At 61.8% G+C, this 15,452-nt stretch carries 11 protein-coding genes; 8 read left to right on the top strand and 3 right to left on the bottom strand.

Translation table 11 applies throughout. From position 1 onward, the window contains the following. Positions 1–66 precede the first annotated feature (66 nt). Positions 67–879 (bottom strand): exodeoxyribonuclease III, encoded by an 813-nt coding sequence (gene xthA, locus ACA047_RS19425; protein ID WP_497352031.1) that lies wholly within the window; start codon positions 877–879, stop codon positions 67–69. A 281-nt stretch (positions 880–1,160) separates the two neighbouring features. Here xthA and ACA047_RS19420 point away from each other — a divergent pair, with 281 nt between their 5' ends. The 7 genes from ACA047_RS19420 (at position 1,161) to ACA047_RS19390 (ending at position 12,172) form a co-directional block, all read left to right on the top strand. Beyond that, positions 1,161–1,811 (top strand): GNAT family N-acetyltransferase, encoded by a 651-nt coding sequence (locus ACA047_RS19420; RefSeq protein ID WP_497352029.1) that lies wholly within the window; start codon positions 1,161–1,163, stop codon positions 1,809–1,811. Positions 1,812–1,877: 66 nt separating this feature from the next. Next, positions 1,878–3,605, top strand: a complete 1,728-nt coding sequence (locus ACA047_RS19415) for an autotransporter assembly complex protein TamA (protein WP_497352027.1) — start codon at positions 1,878–1,880, stop codon at positions 3,603–3,605. Further along, positions 3,602–7,276, top strand: a complete 3,675-nt coding sequence (locus ACA047_RS19410; RefSeq protein ID WP_497352025.1) for a translocation/assembly module TamB domain-containing protein — start codon at positions 3,602–3,604, stop codon at positions 7,274–7,276. The genes ACA047_RS19415 and ACA047_RS19410 overlap by 4 nt, the downstream gene beginning before the upstream one ends. Before the next feature lie 134 nt (positions 7,277–7,410). Next, on the top strand, positions 7,411–7,884 hold the full coding sequence (locus ACA047_RS19405) for a MarR family winged helix-turn-helix transcriptional regulator (protein WP_497352023.1): 474 nt from the start codon (positions 7,411–7,413) through the stop codon (positions 7,882–7,884). Further along, on the top strand, positions 7,881–9,353 hold the full coding sequence (locus ACA047_RS19400; protein ID WP_497352021.1) for an efflux transporter outer membrane subunit: 1,473 nt from the start codon (positions 7,881–7,883) through the stop codon (positions 9,351–9,353). Before ACA047_RS19405 ends, ACA047_RS19400 begins: the two co-directional genes overlap by 4 nt. 15 nt (positions 9,354–9,368) lie before the next feature. After that, complete coding sequence (locus ACA047_RS19395) at positions 9,369–10,583, top strand: HlyD family secretion protein (protein WP_497352019.1); 1,215 nt, start codon at positions 9,369–9,371, stop codon at positions 10,581–10,583. Between the two features lie 59 nt (positions 10,584–10,642). Beyond that, positions 10,643–12,172 (top strand): DHA2 family efflux MFS transporter permease subunit, encoded by a 1,530-nt coding sequence (locus ACA047_RS19390; RefSeq protein WP_497352017.1) that lies wholly within the window; start codon positions 10,643–10,645, stop codon positions 12,170–12,172. 49 nt (positions 12,173–12,221) lie between these two features. Here the strand turns inward: ACA047_RS19390 and ACA047_RS19385 are convergent, their stop codons facing one another. Next, positions 12,222–12,986, bottom strand: a complete 765-nt coding sequence (locus tag ACA047_RS19385) for a UDP-2,3-diacylglucosamine diphosphatase (RefSeq protein WP_497352015.1) — start codon at positions 12,984–12,986, stop codon at positions 12,222–12,224. Continuing rightward, a complete protein-coding gene (locus tag ACA047_RS19380) occupies positions 12,983–13,486 on the bottom strand; it encodes a peptidylprolyl isomerase (protein ID WP_497360446.1) in 504 nt (167 codons plus the stop codon). Before ACA047_RS19380 ends, ACA047_RS19385 begins: the two co-directional genes overlap by 4 nt. Before the next feature lie 249 nt (positions 13,487–13,735). Between ACA047_RS19380 and ACA047_RS19375 the strand changes: the two genes are divergently transcribed. Further along, positions 13,736–15,433, top strand: coding sequence for a glutamine--tRNA ligase/YqeY domain fusion protein (locus tag ACA047_RS19375; RefSeq protein ID WP_497352013.1), 1,698 nt, complete (start codon positions 13,736–13,738; stop codon positions 15,431–15,433). Positions 15,434–15,452 lie beyond the last annotated feature (19 nt).

Here is a 15,452-nt window from a genome sequence, read left to right as displayed (position 1 = left end):
CAGGACTGAGACCTGTCACTCGCAGCTCATCGCAAATCCCACAGGGGATGGATATATGCCTTGGGATCAGCTCAATTGCAGCCAGATCGGCGCATGGTCCGAAGGTTTTTCCATGCCACGCAACTCATAGTCGACGCCGGCATCCTTGACCCGTGGCAGCAAGCCATGGGAGGTGAGGATCAGGTCGATGCGCAGGCCGCGCTTGGGCTCGTCCTCGAAACCGCGGCTGCGGTAGTCGAACCAGCTGAAGCGGTCGGTGACGTCCGGGTTCAGGTGGCGGAAGCTGTCCACCAGGCCCCAGTTTTTCAGACGGGCCATCCACTCACGCTCTTCCGGCAGGAAGCTGCATTTACCGGTTTTCAGCCAGCGCTTCATGTTGTCCGGGCCAATGCCGATGTCGCAGTCTTGCGGCGAAATGTTCACATCGCCCATCACTACCACGGGCTGGTCGTTGCTGAAGCGGCTTTCCAGCAGTTGCTGCAAATCGCTGTAGAAACGCTCCTTGGCCGGGAACTTGGTCGGGTGATCGCGGCTTTCACCTTGTGGGAAATAACCGTTCATGATCGTTACCGGCACGCCGTTGGCGTCGGCGAACGTGCCCCAGATAAAGCGCCGTTGGGCGTCTTCATCGTCGCCCTCGAAGCCTTTGTGCAGGCTCAGCGGTGCCTGACGGGAGAGCAGGGCAACACCGTAGTGGCCCTTTTGCCCGTGGTAATGCACGTGGTAACCCAGGGCCTGAACCTCGGCCAGGGGGAATTGGTCGTCGTGGACCTTGGTTTCCTGCAGGCCGATCACGTCCGGCTGATGCTTCTCGATCAGCGCCGCCAGCTGATGGGGGCGAGCGCGCAGCCCGTTGATGTTGAAGGAGACGATCTTCATGGTCGGCTGTCCTAGCAAAACTGCGATGCTAGCTGACATGTCCGAACTGAGCCAGCGTGGCAGTAGGACAAATGCGCTGCTAATGTCCTGTGGCGAGGGGATTTATCCCCGCTGGGCTGCGAAGCAGCCCCAAAACCAGACGCCGCGATGCAACAGAGGAATCGCGTCAGCCAGTTTACGACTGCTTCGCAGCCGAACGGGGATAAATCCCCTCGCCACAGGGTTCTTACTGTGCTGACTAGCTTAGGCCTTACCGAGCCTCGCCCAGGAGATCTACCGCCATGCCTGAAACCGCTACCGCCATCGCCGATGTCCATATGCTCGACAGCGGTTATTCCCGTGAAGCACGTTCGTTGCTGTACCAAGCCTATCGCCATGAGCCGACGTTCAGCTTCCTGTTCGAGTCCGAGCGTCCCGGTTATGAACATCGGGTGCGAGCCACGGTGCGCGAGTTGGTCAAACAGCACTTTCTCCAGGATTTACCGGCCATCGGCCTGCTGGTCAACGACCGCCTGATCGGCATCGCCTTGATCGCCCCACCTCAGCGACGATTGGGCATTACTGAAAGCTGGGCCTGGCGCCTGCGCATGGTGTTGAGCACCGGTTTTCGCTGCACCCGGCGGTACCTGGATTATCACGCAGCGGTGCTGGCCTGCCTGCCGTCGGATTCTGTCCATGTGTTGCCACTGTTGGGGGTTCATCCCCAATTCCAGGGCAAACACTTTGGCGAACAATTGCTCGAAGCGGTACACAACTGGTGCGCGGTGGACGAGAACTCCCAAGGCGTCGTGCTAGACACCGGCAACCCGCGTTACCTGGAGTTTTATAAACGCCAGGGCTATGAGGAAATTGGCGAGATTGCCGTAGGGCCTGTTCGCGAACATGTGTTTTTCCACGCCAACCCTCAAGTATTGCAAAGCGCAACGGCGTAATCCGGCGAAACTTTTGACACACGTCCGGCTCTATCAGGCTCCTAAGCTCGTGATAGCATCCGCGCCATGAATCTCCCAGGACGAATGACCAGTGGCGCGCTCTTGCTGTCCCTCAGCTGCGCGGCGTTGGCACAAAGTGAATTGGATGTACGAGTCAAGCCGTCCAACGACGAACTCAAGGCCAACGTAGAAGGTTATATCGGCGGCGTGGGCGATCGTGACGAAGAGGCCTTGCTGCGCTTCAGTCATGGCGCCGAGGAGCAGGCGCGCAAAGCCGCCCAGGCGTTGGGCTACTACCAGCCGCAGATCAGCAGCGAGGTCAAGGGGGGCAAGGACCCGCGCCTGGTATTGACCATTGACCCCGGCGAGCCCGTGCACTTGCGCAATGTCACTGTGCGCATCGACGGCCCGGCGGCTTCCCTCAAAGCCTTTCGCATCCCCGATAACGCCGCCCTCAAGCCTGGCGCGGTGCTCAATCATGGGCGCTACGAAGACGCCAAGCGGCTGATCCAGAACCAGGCCTCGCGCTATGGTTTTTTCAGCGGGCGATTCGTCAGCCAGAAGCTGTTGGTGGACCCCCAGGCTGGTATCGCCGACATCGAGTTGATCTACGACAGCGGCCCGCGCTATGCCCTGGGCCCGGTGAGCTTCGAGGGTGACACGCCGTTCGACGAAGAGCTGCTGCAGCGCATGGTGCCGTTCAAGGCTGGCGCGCCGTATGACTCCGAACTCATTGCAGAACTCAATCAAGCCCTGCAATCGAGCGGTTATTTTGAAGGCGTGCGGGTCGATGCAGCGCCCACGGCAGCCACCGACAACGTGATCCCGGTGGCGGTCAAACTCGACACCCGCAAGCCACGCACCATGGGCCTGGGCCTGGGTTTTTCCACCGACGTCGGGCCACGGGCCAAAGCCAACTGGACGCGCAACTGGGTCAACGCCCAGGGCCACAGTTATGGCTGGGAGACGGAAGTGTCCGCGCCTCGGCAGAACGTCGGCCTGTGGTACGACGTGCCGCTGGACCCGCCGCTGACCGACAAAATGCGCTACGCCGGCGGTTATCAATATGAAGAGCTGGCCGACACCGACAGCCTCAGCAAACTGCTGACCGTGGGCCCCGAATGGCACAGCAAGTTGCCCAGCGGCTGGCAACGGGTGGTGTCGCTCAAGTGGCAGCGCGAGGAATACCGCCTCGGTGACGATTCGGGCCTGAGCACCTTGCTGATGCCCGGTGTCAGCTATTCCTACCTGCGCAGCGACAACCGCATCGACCCGCACAACGGTTACCGTCTGCAGTTCGACACCAAGGTCGCCAAGGAGGGGCTTGGCTCGGACAACAACCTTTTATATGGCACCGCGATGGTCAAGGGCCTGACCACCGTGTTCGACAAACATCGCCTGCTGGCCCGGCTCCAGGTCGGCGGCAGCGCCACCAATGGCTACAAATCCGTTCCGCCGTCCCTGCGCTTTTTCGCCGGTGGCGATCAGAGCGTGCGCGGTTACGACTATCAGAGCCTGTCGCCGGAAAACTCCGATGGCGATCGTGTCGGCGGTCGCTACATGGTCGCCGGCAGCGTCGAGTATCAGTATTCGGTCGCGCAAAAGTGGCGGGTGGCGACCTTCATCGACCAGGGCAACTCCTTTAACACACTTGAACTGCCGAGCCTCAAGACCGGCGTGGGCATTGGCGTGCGCTGGGTTTCGCCGGTGGGCCCGATCCGCCTCGATCTGGCCCATGCGATGGACGATGACGGTGGCATTCGATTGCACTTTTCCATGGGGCCAGAGCTGTGAGTCGTGGTTTGAAAATAACATTGCTGGCGATCGGTACGTTGCTGGCGGTGGTATTGCTGGCCTTGAGCGTCGTGCTCGGCACTCAAGTTGGCAGCCGCTGGGCCATCGGCCTGGTACCGGGGCTGACCGTGGAGAATTTCCAGGGTCGGTTGGGTGGGCAGTGGAGCGCCGACCACGTGGTTTGGCAGCAGGCCAGCCGTCGCGTGGAGCTCGACGGGGTGATATTCGCCTGGTCGCCGCTGTGCCTGACACGCATGACCCTTTGCATCGAACAACTCAAGGCCGACAAGGTCAGCCTGCAATTGCCACCGTCTGCCGACGAATCCAGTAGTGGCCCGATCACCTTGCCGGACCTGAACCTGCCGCTTGCCATTGAGCTGGGCGAAGTGCAGATCGGCAGCTTGTTGGTCGACGGCAGCGAGCAGTTCAAGGGGCTGCAATTGGCGGCCCACTGGACCGCCCAGGGCCTACAGATCGACTCGGTGCAGTTGCAGCGCGATGCGCTGAGCCTGAAATTGTCCGGCTTGCTGAAGCCCGGCGGCGACTGGCCGCTGAAGGCCGAAGGCCGATTGACCTTGCCAGCTCCGGGCGCCACACCTTGGGCGCTGGACCTGAAGGTCGACGGAGATTTGCTCAAGACCCTCAACCTCAACGCCGACAGCAGCGGTTACCTGCAAGGCCGGTTGGTCGGTGAGCTGCAACCACTGGCGGACAACTTGCCGGCCAAGGTGCGCATCACCGCCGACGGCTTCAAGGCCAGCGCCGATCTGCCCGACACCCTGTTGCTCAATCAGGTGGAGCTGACCGGCGAAGGCGATCTGAAAAGCGGCTATCAACTGCTCGGCAAGGCAACGCTGCCCGCCGAAAAAGGGCCGGTGGCGTTGCAGCTGCAAGGCCAGGTGGATGCCAACGGTGCGCAGATCGCCGGCCTGGACCTTAACGCCAGCGATCAGCAAAGCCTGAAACTCACCGGCCAGTTGGATTGGCGCGAAGGCCTGAGCGCCGAAGCGAAAGTCGCCTGGCTGGATTTTCCCTGGCATCGCCTCTATCCATTGATCGACGAACCGCAGGTGACGCTGCGCAGCTTCAATGGCGAAGTGTCGTACACCGATGGCAAATACCTGGGCAATTTCCAGGCTGCGCTGGACGGCCCTGCCGGAGCATTCAGCCTGGGCGGCCCGTTCAGTGGTGATCTGACGCACATCTTTTTACCCGAACTCAAACTCGCGGCCGGGCAGGGCAAGGCTGAAGGGCACCTGAGCTTGCAGTTTGCCGACGGCATCGCCTGGGACACGGCGCTGGAACTGTCGGCCATCAACCCGGCGTATTGGCTCGGCGAACTTCCCGGCACTCTGGCCGGGCCGTTGCGCAGCAAGGGCTCGATGAAAAATGACACTCTTAATCTCGACGCGAACCTGGATCTCAAGGGCAAATTGCGCGGCCAGCCGGCGCTGTTCCAGGCCACGGCCGCCGGCGCCGACGAGCAGTGGAACCTCAGTGCGCTGGACATTCGCCTCGGTGATAACCGCATCAGCGGCACCGCCAGCCTGCAACAGAAACTGACCGGCCAGATCGACATCAAGCTCTCGCGCCTGGCCCAGCTCTGGCCGCAATTGCGCGGCCAACTCATCGGCCGTATCGACGTTGCCGGGACCCTCAAAGCGCCACAAGGCAAGCTCGGCCTGCAAGGCACACAACTGGCGTTCCAGGACAATCACCTGCAAAGCCTGAACCTGGACGCGGCCCTCGACAGCGCGCAACGGGGGAAAGTCCATCTCAAGGCCAGCGGCATCCAGACCGGCGACACCTCACTGGGGGCCTTGACCGTCAGCGGGCAGGGCGACATCAAGCAGCAAAAGTTGACGCTGGACCTGCAAGGGCCGCAACTCGAAACGAACCTGGTGCTCGATGGCGCTCTCGATCAGGGCAACTGGCGCGGACGCTTGGCCAGCGGCGACGTGCAGGCCGGTGGTCAGGCCTGGCGCCTGCAAGCCCCGGCAAAACTGGAGCGTCTGGCCAATGGCACGCTCAACGTCGGCGCCCACTGTTGGCGTTCCGGCCAGGCCAGTCTGTGTGGCGAAGACCAGCGCCTGATGCCGGAGCCGAAGCTGCGTTATCGCCTCAAGCAATTCCCCATTGAAAGCCTGGCCCAGTGGATGCCCAAGGATTTTGCCTGGCAGGGCCAGCTCAATGCTGATCTGCAATTGGACATGCCGGCCAGCGGCCCGAATGGGCGGATTGTGGTGGACGCCAGCGGTGGCACCTTTCGCATTCGCGACAAAGGCCAATGGCTGGATTTCCCATACCAGGCCTTGACGCTGAACAGCCGCCTGACCCCCCAACGCATCGACACGGACCTGAATTTCGCGGGTGCCAGACTGGGCGAGCTGATGCTCCAGGCGCAGATCAATCCGCTGCCGGCCAGCAAGCCCCTCAGCGGCTCGTTCCGCCTGACCGGCCTGGACCTGTCCGTGGCCCGGCCGTTTGTGCCGATGGTGAAAACCCTCACGGGCCATCTGAACGGCAGCGGCACATTGTCCGGTGGTTTGCTCGCACCTCAGGTCAACGGCAACCTGGTGCTCAGCGACGGCGAAGTGTCCGGGCCGCAACTGCCGCTCAGTCTCGAAGCCCTGCAGGTGCGGGCGATGATTACTGGCGAAACGGTGCAACTCAACGGTGACTGGAAAAGTGGCAAGAGCGGGCAGGGCAGCCTGGCCGGACGCATCGCCTGGGGCGAAGCCCTGGCCATGAACCTGGCCCTCAAGGGTTCGCAACTGCCGGTCACGGTAGAACCTTATGCGGTGCTGGAGGTGGCGCCGAACCTCAACATCACGATGCAAGGCGAACGGCTTTCGATTGCTGGCAAGGTCCTGGTGCCCAAAGGCGAGATCACCGTGCGCGACCTGCCGCCGTCCACCGTCAAGCTATCGGACGACACGGTGATCGTTGGCCACCAGACCGAAGAGGGCAAGACGCCGGTGTCCATGGCGATGGACGTCGACGTGATCGTGGGTGAGGACAAACTCGCGTTTTCCGGGTTCGGCCTGACCGCCAATGTGAAAGGCCAGGTTCATATCGGCGACAACATGGACACCCGCGGCGAACTCTGGCTCAACGATGGCCGTTATCGGGCCTACGGGCAACGGCTGACGGTGCGTCGGGCGCGACTGCTGTTTGCAGGGCCCATCGACCAGCCTTACCTGGACATCGAAGCGATCCGCGAGACCGACGACGTGACCGCCGGCATCCGCTTGAGCGGCAGCGCCGAGCAGCCGACCACGCAAATCTTCTCGGAACCGGCCATGAGTCAGGAGCAGGCGTTGTCCTACTTGATGCTGGGTCGACCGCTGAGCACCACGGGGGAGGACAACAATATGCTCGCCCAGGCGGCACTGGGCCTGGGGCTGATGGGCAGTTCGGGCGTGACCACCAGCCTTGCCAGCGGCCTGGGGATCCAGGATTTCCAGCTCGACACCCAAGGCAGTGGCGATACCACCAGCGTGGTAGCCAGCGGCGACCTGTCGGAAAAACTCAGCCTGCGCTATGGCGTTGGCGTGTTCGAACCGGCCAGCACCATTGCGCTGCGCTACAAACTCAGCAAGAAGGTCTACATCGAAGCCGCCAGCGGCGTCGCCAGCTCGCTGGACATCTTCTACAAGCGCGATTTCTGACTCTCCCCAAAACCCACATTTTGTTACGCGCTCGTCTGGTTATGTATAGCCGGCTAACTATTTATTTGACATTTGCTGCCTAGGCAGTAATATCTCGACATACATTAACTGCCTAGGCAGCAATTGGTGGCCAGATGAAGCATTTCACCCCAGACGAATTTCACAAATGCCATCTCGGCATGCTGCTCGGCCGCGCCGCGGTGCTCAAGGACCGGATCATCGATACCCACATGGAGCCCGTCGGCATCACTGCCGCGCAGTTCAAGGTGTTGATCATCATGGCTCAACACGGCATCGATACGCCGGCCGAGCTCTGTCGGTACCTGTCCCTGGACAGCGGTTCGATGACGCGGATGCTCGATCGACTGGAGCAGAAAGGGTTCCTGGTCCGCCAACGCTCTGCACAGGACCGCCGGCAAGTGCGGCTGGTGCTGACCGAAGCGGGGCAGGTCCTGGCGGATCGCCTGCCGTACATCGGCTCCGATGCCATGAACCAGTTGGCCAGTGTCATTAGCCGCGAGGAGCTGCAAACCCTCGAACAGATTCTCAAGAAAATTCTGCTCGCCGCCGGTGATCCAATCACCGTGTTGCGATTGGGGGAGAAATGAAGCGTAAAACCTTGTGTACCCGATTGAGCCTCGTACTGCTGGCCATGAGTCTTGCCGGTTGTGCCAGCTACAGTGGTCTGAAGACCGAAGGTGTGAACCTTGAGGCCCAGAGCCTCAAGGCCGGGCAATCGCTCAACGGTGTCAAGCTGTCGCCCGCCTCGTGGCCGAAAAGCGACTGGTGGAATAGCCTCGGCGATCCGCAACTCGACGGCCTGATTCGCGAGGCCCTGCGCGACAGTCCGGACATGCAGATCGCCAGCGCCCGGGTTCATCAGGCCAGTGCCGCTGCCTACGCCGCCGACGCGTCGCGCATGCCTACCCTGGATGCCAGTGGCGGCGTTAGCCGTGCGCGCCTGTCCCGTGACCAGGACTATATGGGACGCAGCGGAGTGCACAGCGCGCTGCGTACGCTGGGGGTGGATTTCAATTACAACTTCGACCTCTGGGGCGGCCAGCGTGCGGCCTGGGAAGCCGCCCTGGGCCAGGCCCGTGCCGCCGAGATCGACCGTCAGGCCGCGCAACTGACCCTGGCCGCCGACGTGGCTCGGGCCTACAGCGACCTGGGCCAGGCCCACATCATCTATGACCTGGCCTCTGAGGACCTCAAGCGCACCCGGCAGATGCTCGACCTGGGCAAGCGTCGTCTTAGTGCCGGGATCGACAGCGAGTATCAGTTCCAGCAGACCGAAAGTCTGGAAGCCAGCGCCGATGCGACCCTGATCGACGCACAGAAGCGCCTGCAAAGCGCAAAAATCGCCCTGGCGGTACTGCTGGGCAAAGGCCCGGACCGCGGCAATGAAATCGTCCGGCCCAACGTGCTGCAAGCCAGCGCTGTCGCCCTGCCGTCGAATCTGCCGGCGGAGCTGTTGGGCCGTCGTCCGGACTTGATCGCGGCGCGCTGGCGGGTCGAGGCGGCGAGCAAAAACATCGAGGCCGGCAAGACGAACTTCTACCCCAACCTCAACCTGAGCGCGGCGGCGGGGGTACGGTCGCTGCTAGGTGATGCGATGTTCGGTCAGGCCAGTCGCTTCTTCAACGTGGGGCCGACGGTGTCGCTGCCGATTTTCGACGGCGGACGCTTGCGAGCGGACCTGGATGCCCGGGACGCCGATTACGACCTGGCGGTGGCGCAATACAACAAGAGCCTGGTCACGGCCCTTGGGGATGTCAGCGACACCATCAACCAGTTGCGTGACATCGCGCGGCAGATCGACGCCCAACAACATGCCACCGATATCTCCCAGAACTCCTATGACACCGTGCTCCAGCGCTATGGCTCTGGCATCGGCAATTATCTGGACGTGCTGAGTATCGAGCAGCAACTGCTCCAGTCCCAGCGTCAACTGGCGACCCTGAATGCCGAGCAGATCGATTTGTCGATCCAGCTGATGCAGGCCCTGGGCGGTGGTTTCGAGACCGACGCTCTTGCTTCGGCCAAACCGGCCGCCACCACCGCACCGACTTACTGATTCGAGGTACTTGTCATGGCATCTGCCGAAGAGACTCAATCCCAAAACACTCAACCCGACAATGCTTCGGCTGACAGCAATCCACGCAAACGCAAGGTGATGCTGCTGGCGCTGACGGTGGTGGTTATTCTCGCCGGCCTGGGCGTCTGGGCCTGGCACGAACTGTATGGTCGCTGGAGCGAAAGCACCGACGACGCCTACGTGAACGGCAATGTGGTGGAAATCACGCCGCTGGTTACCGGCACCGTGGTGAGCATCGGCGCCGACGACGGTGACCTGGTGCGTGAAGGCCAGGTATTGGTGCAGTTCGACCCGAACGATGCCGAAGTCGGGCTGCAAAGTGCCCAGGCCAACCTGGCCCGCACCGTGCGTCAGGTGCGTGGCTTGTACAGCAACGCCGACGGCCAGCGGGCGCAAGTCAGTGCACAAGAAGCCGAATTGCAGAAGGCCCAGGACAACTACAACCGACGCAAGAACCTGGCGGCCGGCGGGGCGATTTCCCAGGAAGAGTTGTCCCACGCCCGGGACGACCTGACCTCGGCGCAAAACGCCCTGACCAATGCCAGGCAACAGTTCAAAACCATCAGCGCCCTGGTGGACGACACCGTGGTGTCGTCCCACCCCGACGTGCAGTCCGCCGCCGCGCAAGTGCGTCAAGCCTACCTGGCCAACGCCCGCAGCACCTTGATCGCCCCGGTCACTGGCTACGTGGCCAAGCGCACCGTGCAGTTGGGCCAACGGGTGCAGCCGGGCACGGCGCTGATGGCGGTGGTCCCGCTGGATCAGTTATGGATCGACGCCAACTTCAAGGAAACCCAGTTGCGTGACATGCGCATCGGCCAGCCAGTGGACATCGAAGCCGACCTCTACGGCAGCGACGTGAAGTACAGCGGCACCATCGACAGCCTCGGCGCCGGGACCGGCAGTGCGTTTGCCTTGCTGCCCGCGCAGAACGCCACCGGTAACTGGATCAAGATCGTTCAGCGGGTGCCGGTGCGCATTCATGTCAATGCCCAAGAGCTGGCCAAGCATCCACTGCGGGTCGGCCTGTCGACCCAGGTCGAGGTCAACCTGCACGACCAGAGCGGTCCGGTACTGGCCCAACAGCCACCGCAGAAAGCCTCGTTCAGCACCCAGATTTACGACCGGCAACTGGCCGATGCCGACGCGATGATCGCGCGCCTGATCCACGAAAACAGCAGCGCCATGGGCAAGACGGTCCAGCGCTGAACACCTGTGGGAGCAAGGCTTACCCGCGATTGACCACCTTCGCTTCATAGGATTTCGCAATGAGCAATAACGCGTCTTTTGCGCCGCCCAGCCTGTTGCTCAGCACCATCGGGCTGTCGCTGGCGACGTTCATGCAAGTGCTCGACACCACCATTGCCAACGTCGCCTTGCCGACTATTTCCGGCAGCCTGGGCGTCAGCTCGGAGCAGGGCACCTGGGTGATCACCTCGTTTGCGGTGAGCAACGCCATCGCGTTGCCACTGACCGGTTGGTTGAGCCGCCGGTTTGGTGAGGTGAAGCTGTTTTTGTGGGCAACGATGCTGTTCGTGCTCGCCTCGTTTCTATGCGGTATTTCCACCTCGATGCCGGAGCTGATTGGTTTTCGCGTGCTTCAGGGGCTGGTGGCCGGGCCGTTGTACCCGATGACCCAGACCTTGCTGATTGCCGTGTACCCGCCGGCCAGGCGCGGCATGGCCCTGGCGTTGCTGGCGATGGTCACGGTGGTGGCGCCGATTGTCGGGCCGATCCTGGGCGGCTGGATCACCGACAGCTACAGCTGGCCGTGGATCTTCTTCATTAACGTGCCCATCGGGATTTTCGCGGTGATGGTGGTGCGCCAACAGCTCAAGGCGCGGCCGGTGGTCATCAGCCACCAGCCGATGGATTACGTGGGGTTGATCACGCTGATCATTGGTGTCGGCGCACTTCAGGTGATCCTCGACAAGGGCAATGATATGGATTGGTTCGAATCAAATTTCATCATTGTCGGTGCGGTGATCTCAGTCATTGCCCTGGCGGTGTTCGTGATCTGGGAAATGACCGACCGCCATCCGGTGGTCAATCTTCGGTTGTTCGCCTATCGCAACTTTCGCATCGGCACCATCGTGCTGGTGGGGGGCTACGCCGGGTTCTTCGGCATCAACCTGATCCTGCCGCAGTGGCTGCAGACGCAGATGGGCTACACCGCCACCTGGGCCGGGTTGGCAGTGGCGCCCATCGGTATCCTGCCGGTCCTGATGTCGCCCTTTGTTGGTAAATACGCCCACAAATTCGACCTGCGCCTGCTGGCCGGGCTGGCGTTCCTGGCCATGGGCTTGAGCTGCTTCATGCGCGCCGGGTTCACTAACGAGGTGGATTTCCAGCATATCGCTTTGGTGCAGCTGTTCATGGGCGTCGGCGTGGCACTGTTCTTCATGCCGACCCTGAGCATCCTGATGTCGGACCTGCCGCCCCACCAGATTGCCGACGGCGCGGGGCTGGCGACGTTCTTGCGCACCCTGGGTGGCAGCTTTGCCGCGTCCCTGACCACCTGGATCTGGATCCGCCGGGCCGACCAGCACCATGCCTACCTGAGCGAAAGCATCAGTACCTTTGATCCAGCCACCCGCGAGGCGCTCAACCAGCTCGGCGGCGCGAGCGCACCGGCCTATGCCCAGCTTGACCAGATCCTCACCAGCCAGGCGTACATGCTCTCCACCGTGGATTACTTCACGCTGCTGGGTTGGGCGTTCATGGCGTTTGTTGTGCTGGTGTGGTTGGCAAAGCCGCCGTTTGCGGCGAAGGCGGGGCCTGCCGCCAGCGGCCATTGAGTCAAACACAACCTCCTGTGGGAGCGAGCCTGCTCGCCCCCACAGGGATCTAGGTTGGGTTGGGTATTGTGTCGGGCGCCGGTAACGGCGGCGGGGCAAAACCAAACGGCGCCAACGCAAAGCCCTGTTCATCCACCTGCAACGCCCACCCCTGTTTATCCCAATCCCCCAGCACAATGCGCCGGGCGGCGTGTTCGCCCAGTTGCAGCTTATGGATGGCGGGACGGTGGGTGTGGCCGTGGATCAAGGTCTTCACGCCGTACTCCTGCATGATCCGCGGAATCTCTTCTGGCGTGACGTCGACGATGTCATTGGCTTTCATCCGCGTCTGCGCGCGGCTTTCGCTACGCAGTTTGCGCGCCAGTTTGCGGCGGCTGCCCAACGGCAGGTTGCGCAGGATGAACAGCGTGACCGGGTTGCGCAGCCAGCGCCGCAACTTCATGTAGCCTTCGTCGCGGGTGCAGAGGCTGTCGCCGTGCATCAGCAGCACCGGTTCGCCGTTGAACTGCACGACACTCGGCTCCTTGAGCAGGGTGCAGCCGGCCGCTTTGCAGAAGGCCTGCCCCAGCATGAAGTCGCGATTGCCGTGCATCAGGAAGATGGCCGTGCCACTGTCGCTCAATTCGCGCAGGGCCTGGCAGATGGAACGCTGGAACGGCGTCATGGCATCGTCGCCGATCCACGCTTCGAAAAAGTCGCCCAGAATGTACAACGCTTGCGCCGAGCGGGCGCGTGTGGCGAGTAAATCCAGAAACGCCCGGGTAATGTCCGGGCGTTCCTCTTCCAGATGCAAATCTGAAATCAGCAGTATCACTCAATGATCTCGGCTTTCTCGATGATCACGTCGTCTGCCGGGACGTCCTGGTGGCCAGCCTTGGAAGTGGTGGAGACACCTTTGATCTTGTCGACCACATCGGTGCCTTCAACCACTTTGGCGAACACTGCGTAGCCCCAGCCCTGGGTGGTTTTGCTGCTGTGGTTCAGGAAGCTGTTGTCTGCCACGTTGATGAAGAACTGCGCGGAAGCCGAATGCGGCTCCATGGTGCGAGCCATGGCAACGCTGTACTTTTCGTTCGGCAGGCCGTTGTCGGCTTCGTTCTGGATGCTCGGGCGCTTGTCTTTCTTTTCTTTCATGCCCGGCTCGAAACCGCCGCCCTGGATCATGAAGTTACCGATGACACGGTGGAAAACGGTGTTTTCGTAGTGGCCGGCCTTGACGTATTCGACGAAGTTGGCAACGGTCAGCGGCGCTTTCTCGGCGTTCAGTTCCAGGACGATGTCGCCGTGGTTGGTGGTCAGTTTGACTTGGGTCATGATCGGTACTCTTTCAAGGAATTCGTGGGTTTCGGGGCGTTGATGCCCGCAACCGGTCTGGCTGTTATCGGCCAGGCTGGGCAGTTTAGCGCGCCAGGCACGAATTTCGAGGCTGTTTTTCATCTGGCCGTCGATTAAATTCAATCGTTTACCGGCCTGGCCTGTCAGGTGCTTGACAGCATCGGCTATGATACGGGCTTTGATTTATCAGGCCGCACCCGGCCGCGCACTTGTACGTTCAAGGATCCTATGAGCAAGCCCACTGTCGACCCTACCTCGAATTCCAAGACCGGCCCGGCTGTACCGGTCAATTTCCTGCGCCCGATCATCCAGGCGGACCTGGATTCGGGTAAGCACACACAGATCGTCACCCGTTTCCCGCCGGAGCCCAACGGCTACCTGCACATCGGTCACGCCAAGTCGATTTGCGTGAACTTTGGCCTGGCCCAGGAGTTTGGTGGCGTCACGCACCTGCGTTTCGACGACACCAACCCGGCCAAGGAAGACCAGGAATACATCGACGCGATCGAAAGCGACGTTAAGTGGCTGGGTTTCGAATGGTCCGGTGAGGTGCGCTACGCTTCGCAGTATTTCGACCAGTTGCACGACTGGGCGGTGGAGCTGATCAAGGCCGGCAAGGCCTACGTGTGCGACCTGACCCCCGAGCAGGCCAAGGAGTACCGTGGCAGCCTGACCGAGCCGGGCAAGAACAGCCCGTTCCGTGATCGCTCCGTGGAAGAGAACCTGGACCTGTTCGCCCGCATGCGCGCCGGTGAATTCCCGGACGGTGCACGGGTGCTGCGTGCCAAGATCGACATGGCCTCGCCGAACATGAACCTGCGCGACCCGATCATGTACCGCATCCGTCACGCCCATCACCACCAGACCGGTGACAAGTGGTGCATCTACCCCAACTATGACTTCACCCATGGCCAGTCGGACGCGATCGAGGGCATCACCCACTCGATCTGCACCCTGGAGTTCGAAAGCCACCGTCCATTGTATGAGTGGTTCCTCGAGCACCTGCCGGTGCCGGCGAACCCGCGCCAGTACGAGTTCAGCCGTCTGAACCTGAACTACACCATCACCAGCAAGCGCAAGCTCAAGCAACTGGTGGACGAGAAGCACGTCAACGGCTGGGACGACCCGCGCATGTCGACGCTGTCGGGTTTCCGGCGTCGTGGCTACACGCCAAAATCGATCCGCAACTTCTGCGAGATGGTCGGCACCAACCGTTCCGACGGCGTGGTGGACTTCGGCATGCTGGAATTCAGCATTCGTGACGACCTGGACCACAGCGCCCCGCGCGCCATGTGCGTGCTGCGTCCGCTGAAAGTCGTGATCACCAATTATCCGCAAGACCAGGTCGAGACCCTCGAGCTGCCGCGCCACCCGAAAGAAGACATGGGCGTGCGCGTCCTGCCGTTCGCCCGGGAAATCTACATCGACCGTGAAGACTTCATGGAAGAGCCGCCAAAAGGCTACAAACGCCTGGAACCGGCCGGCGAAGTGCGCCTGCGCGGCAGCTACGTGATCCGCGCCGACGAAGCCATCAAGGACGCCGACGGCAACATCGTCGAGCTGCGTTGCTCGTATGACCCCGACACCCTGGGCAAGAACCCGGAAGGTCGCAAGGTCAAGGGCGTGATCCACTGGGTACCGGCCGCTGCCAGCATCGAGTGCGAAGTGCGGTTGTACGATCGCCTGTTCCGTTCGCCGAACCCGGAGAAGGCCGAAGACAGCGCCAGCTTCCTGGACAACATCAACCCTGACTCCCTGCAAGTACTCACGGGTTGTCGTGCCGAGCCTTCGTTGGGCAACGCACAGCCGGAAGACCGTTTCCAGTTCGAGCGCGAAGGTTACTTTTGCGCGGATATCAAGGACTCGAAACCCGGTGCTCCGGTATTCAACCGTACCGTGACCTTGCGCGATTCCTGGGGTCAGTGATCAAGTCTTAAGGGAAACC

The sequence above is a fragment of the Pseudomonas sp. LBUM1664 genome, assembly GCF_059695895.1.
Note: the sequence above shows the minus strand (reverse complement) of the source record. Positions and strands in the feature narration are given on the sequence as shown.

Coding starts and splice junctions, on each gene's coding strand:
- ACA047_RS19390 (WP_497352017.1), top strand. CDS start 10,643: ATGAGCAATAACGCGTCTTTTGCGCCGCCCAGCCTGTTGCTCAGCACC.
- xthA (WP_497352031.1), bottom strand. CDS start 879: ATGAAGATCGTCTCCTTCAACATCAACGGGCTGCGCGCTCGCCCCCAT.
- ACA047_RS19400 (WP_497352021.1), top strand. CDS start 7,881: ATGAAGCGTAAAACCTTGTGTACCCGATTGAGCCTCGTACTGCTGGCC.
- ACA047_RS19395 (WP_497352019.1), top strand. CDS start 9,369: ATGGCATCTGCCGAAGAGACTCAATCCCAAAACACTCAACCCGACAAT.
- ACA047_RS19420 (WP_497352029.1), top strand. CDS start 1,161: ATGCCTGAAACCGCTACCGCCATCGCCGATGTCCATATGCTCGACAGC.
- ACA047_RS19405 (WP_497352023.1), top strand. CDS start 7,411: ATGAAGCATTTCACCCCAGACGAATTTCACAAATGCCATCTCGGCATG.
- ACA047_RS19380 (WP_497360446.1), bottom strand. CDS start 13,486: ATGACCCAAGTCAAACTGACCACCAACCACGGCGACATCGTCCTGGAA.
- ACA047_RS19375 (WP_497352013.1), top strand. CDS start 13,736: ATGAGCAAGCCCACTGTCGACCCTACCTCGAATTCCAAGACCGGCCCG.
- ACA047_RS19415 (WP_497352027.1), top strand. CDS start 1,878: ATGAATCTCCCAGGACGAATGACCAGTGGCGCGCTCTTGCTGTCCCTC.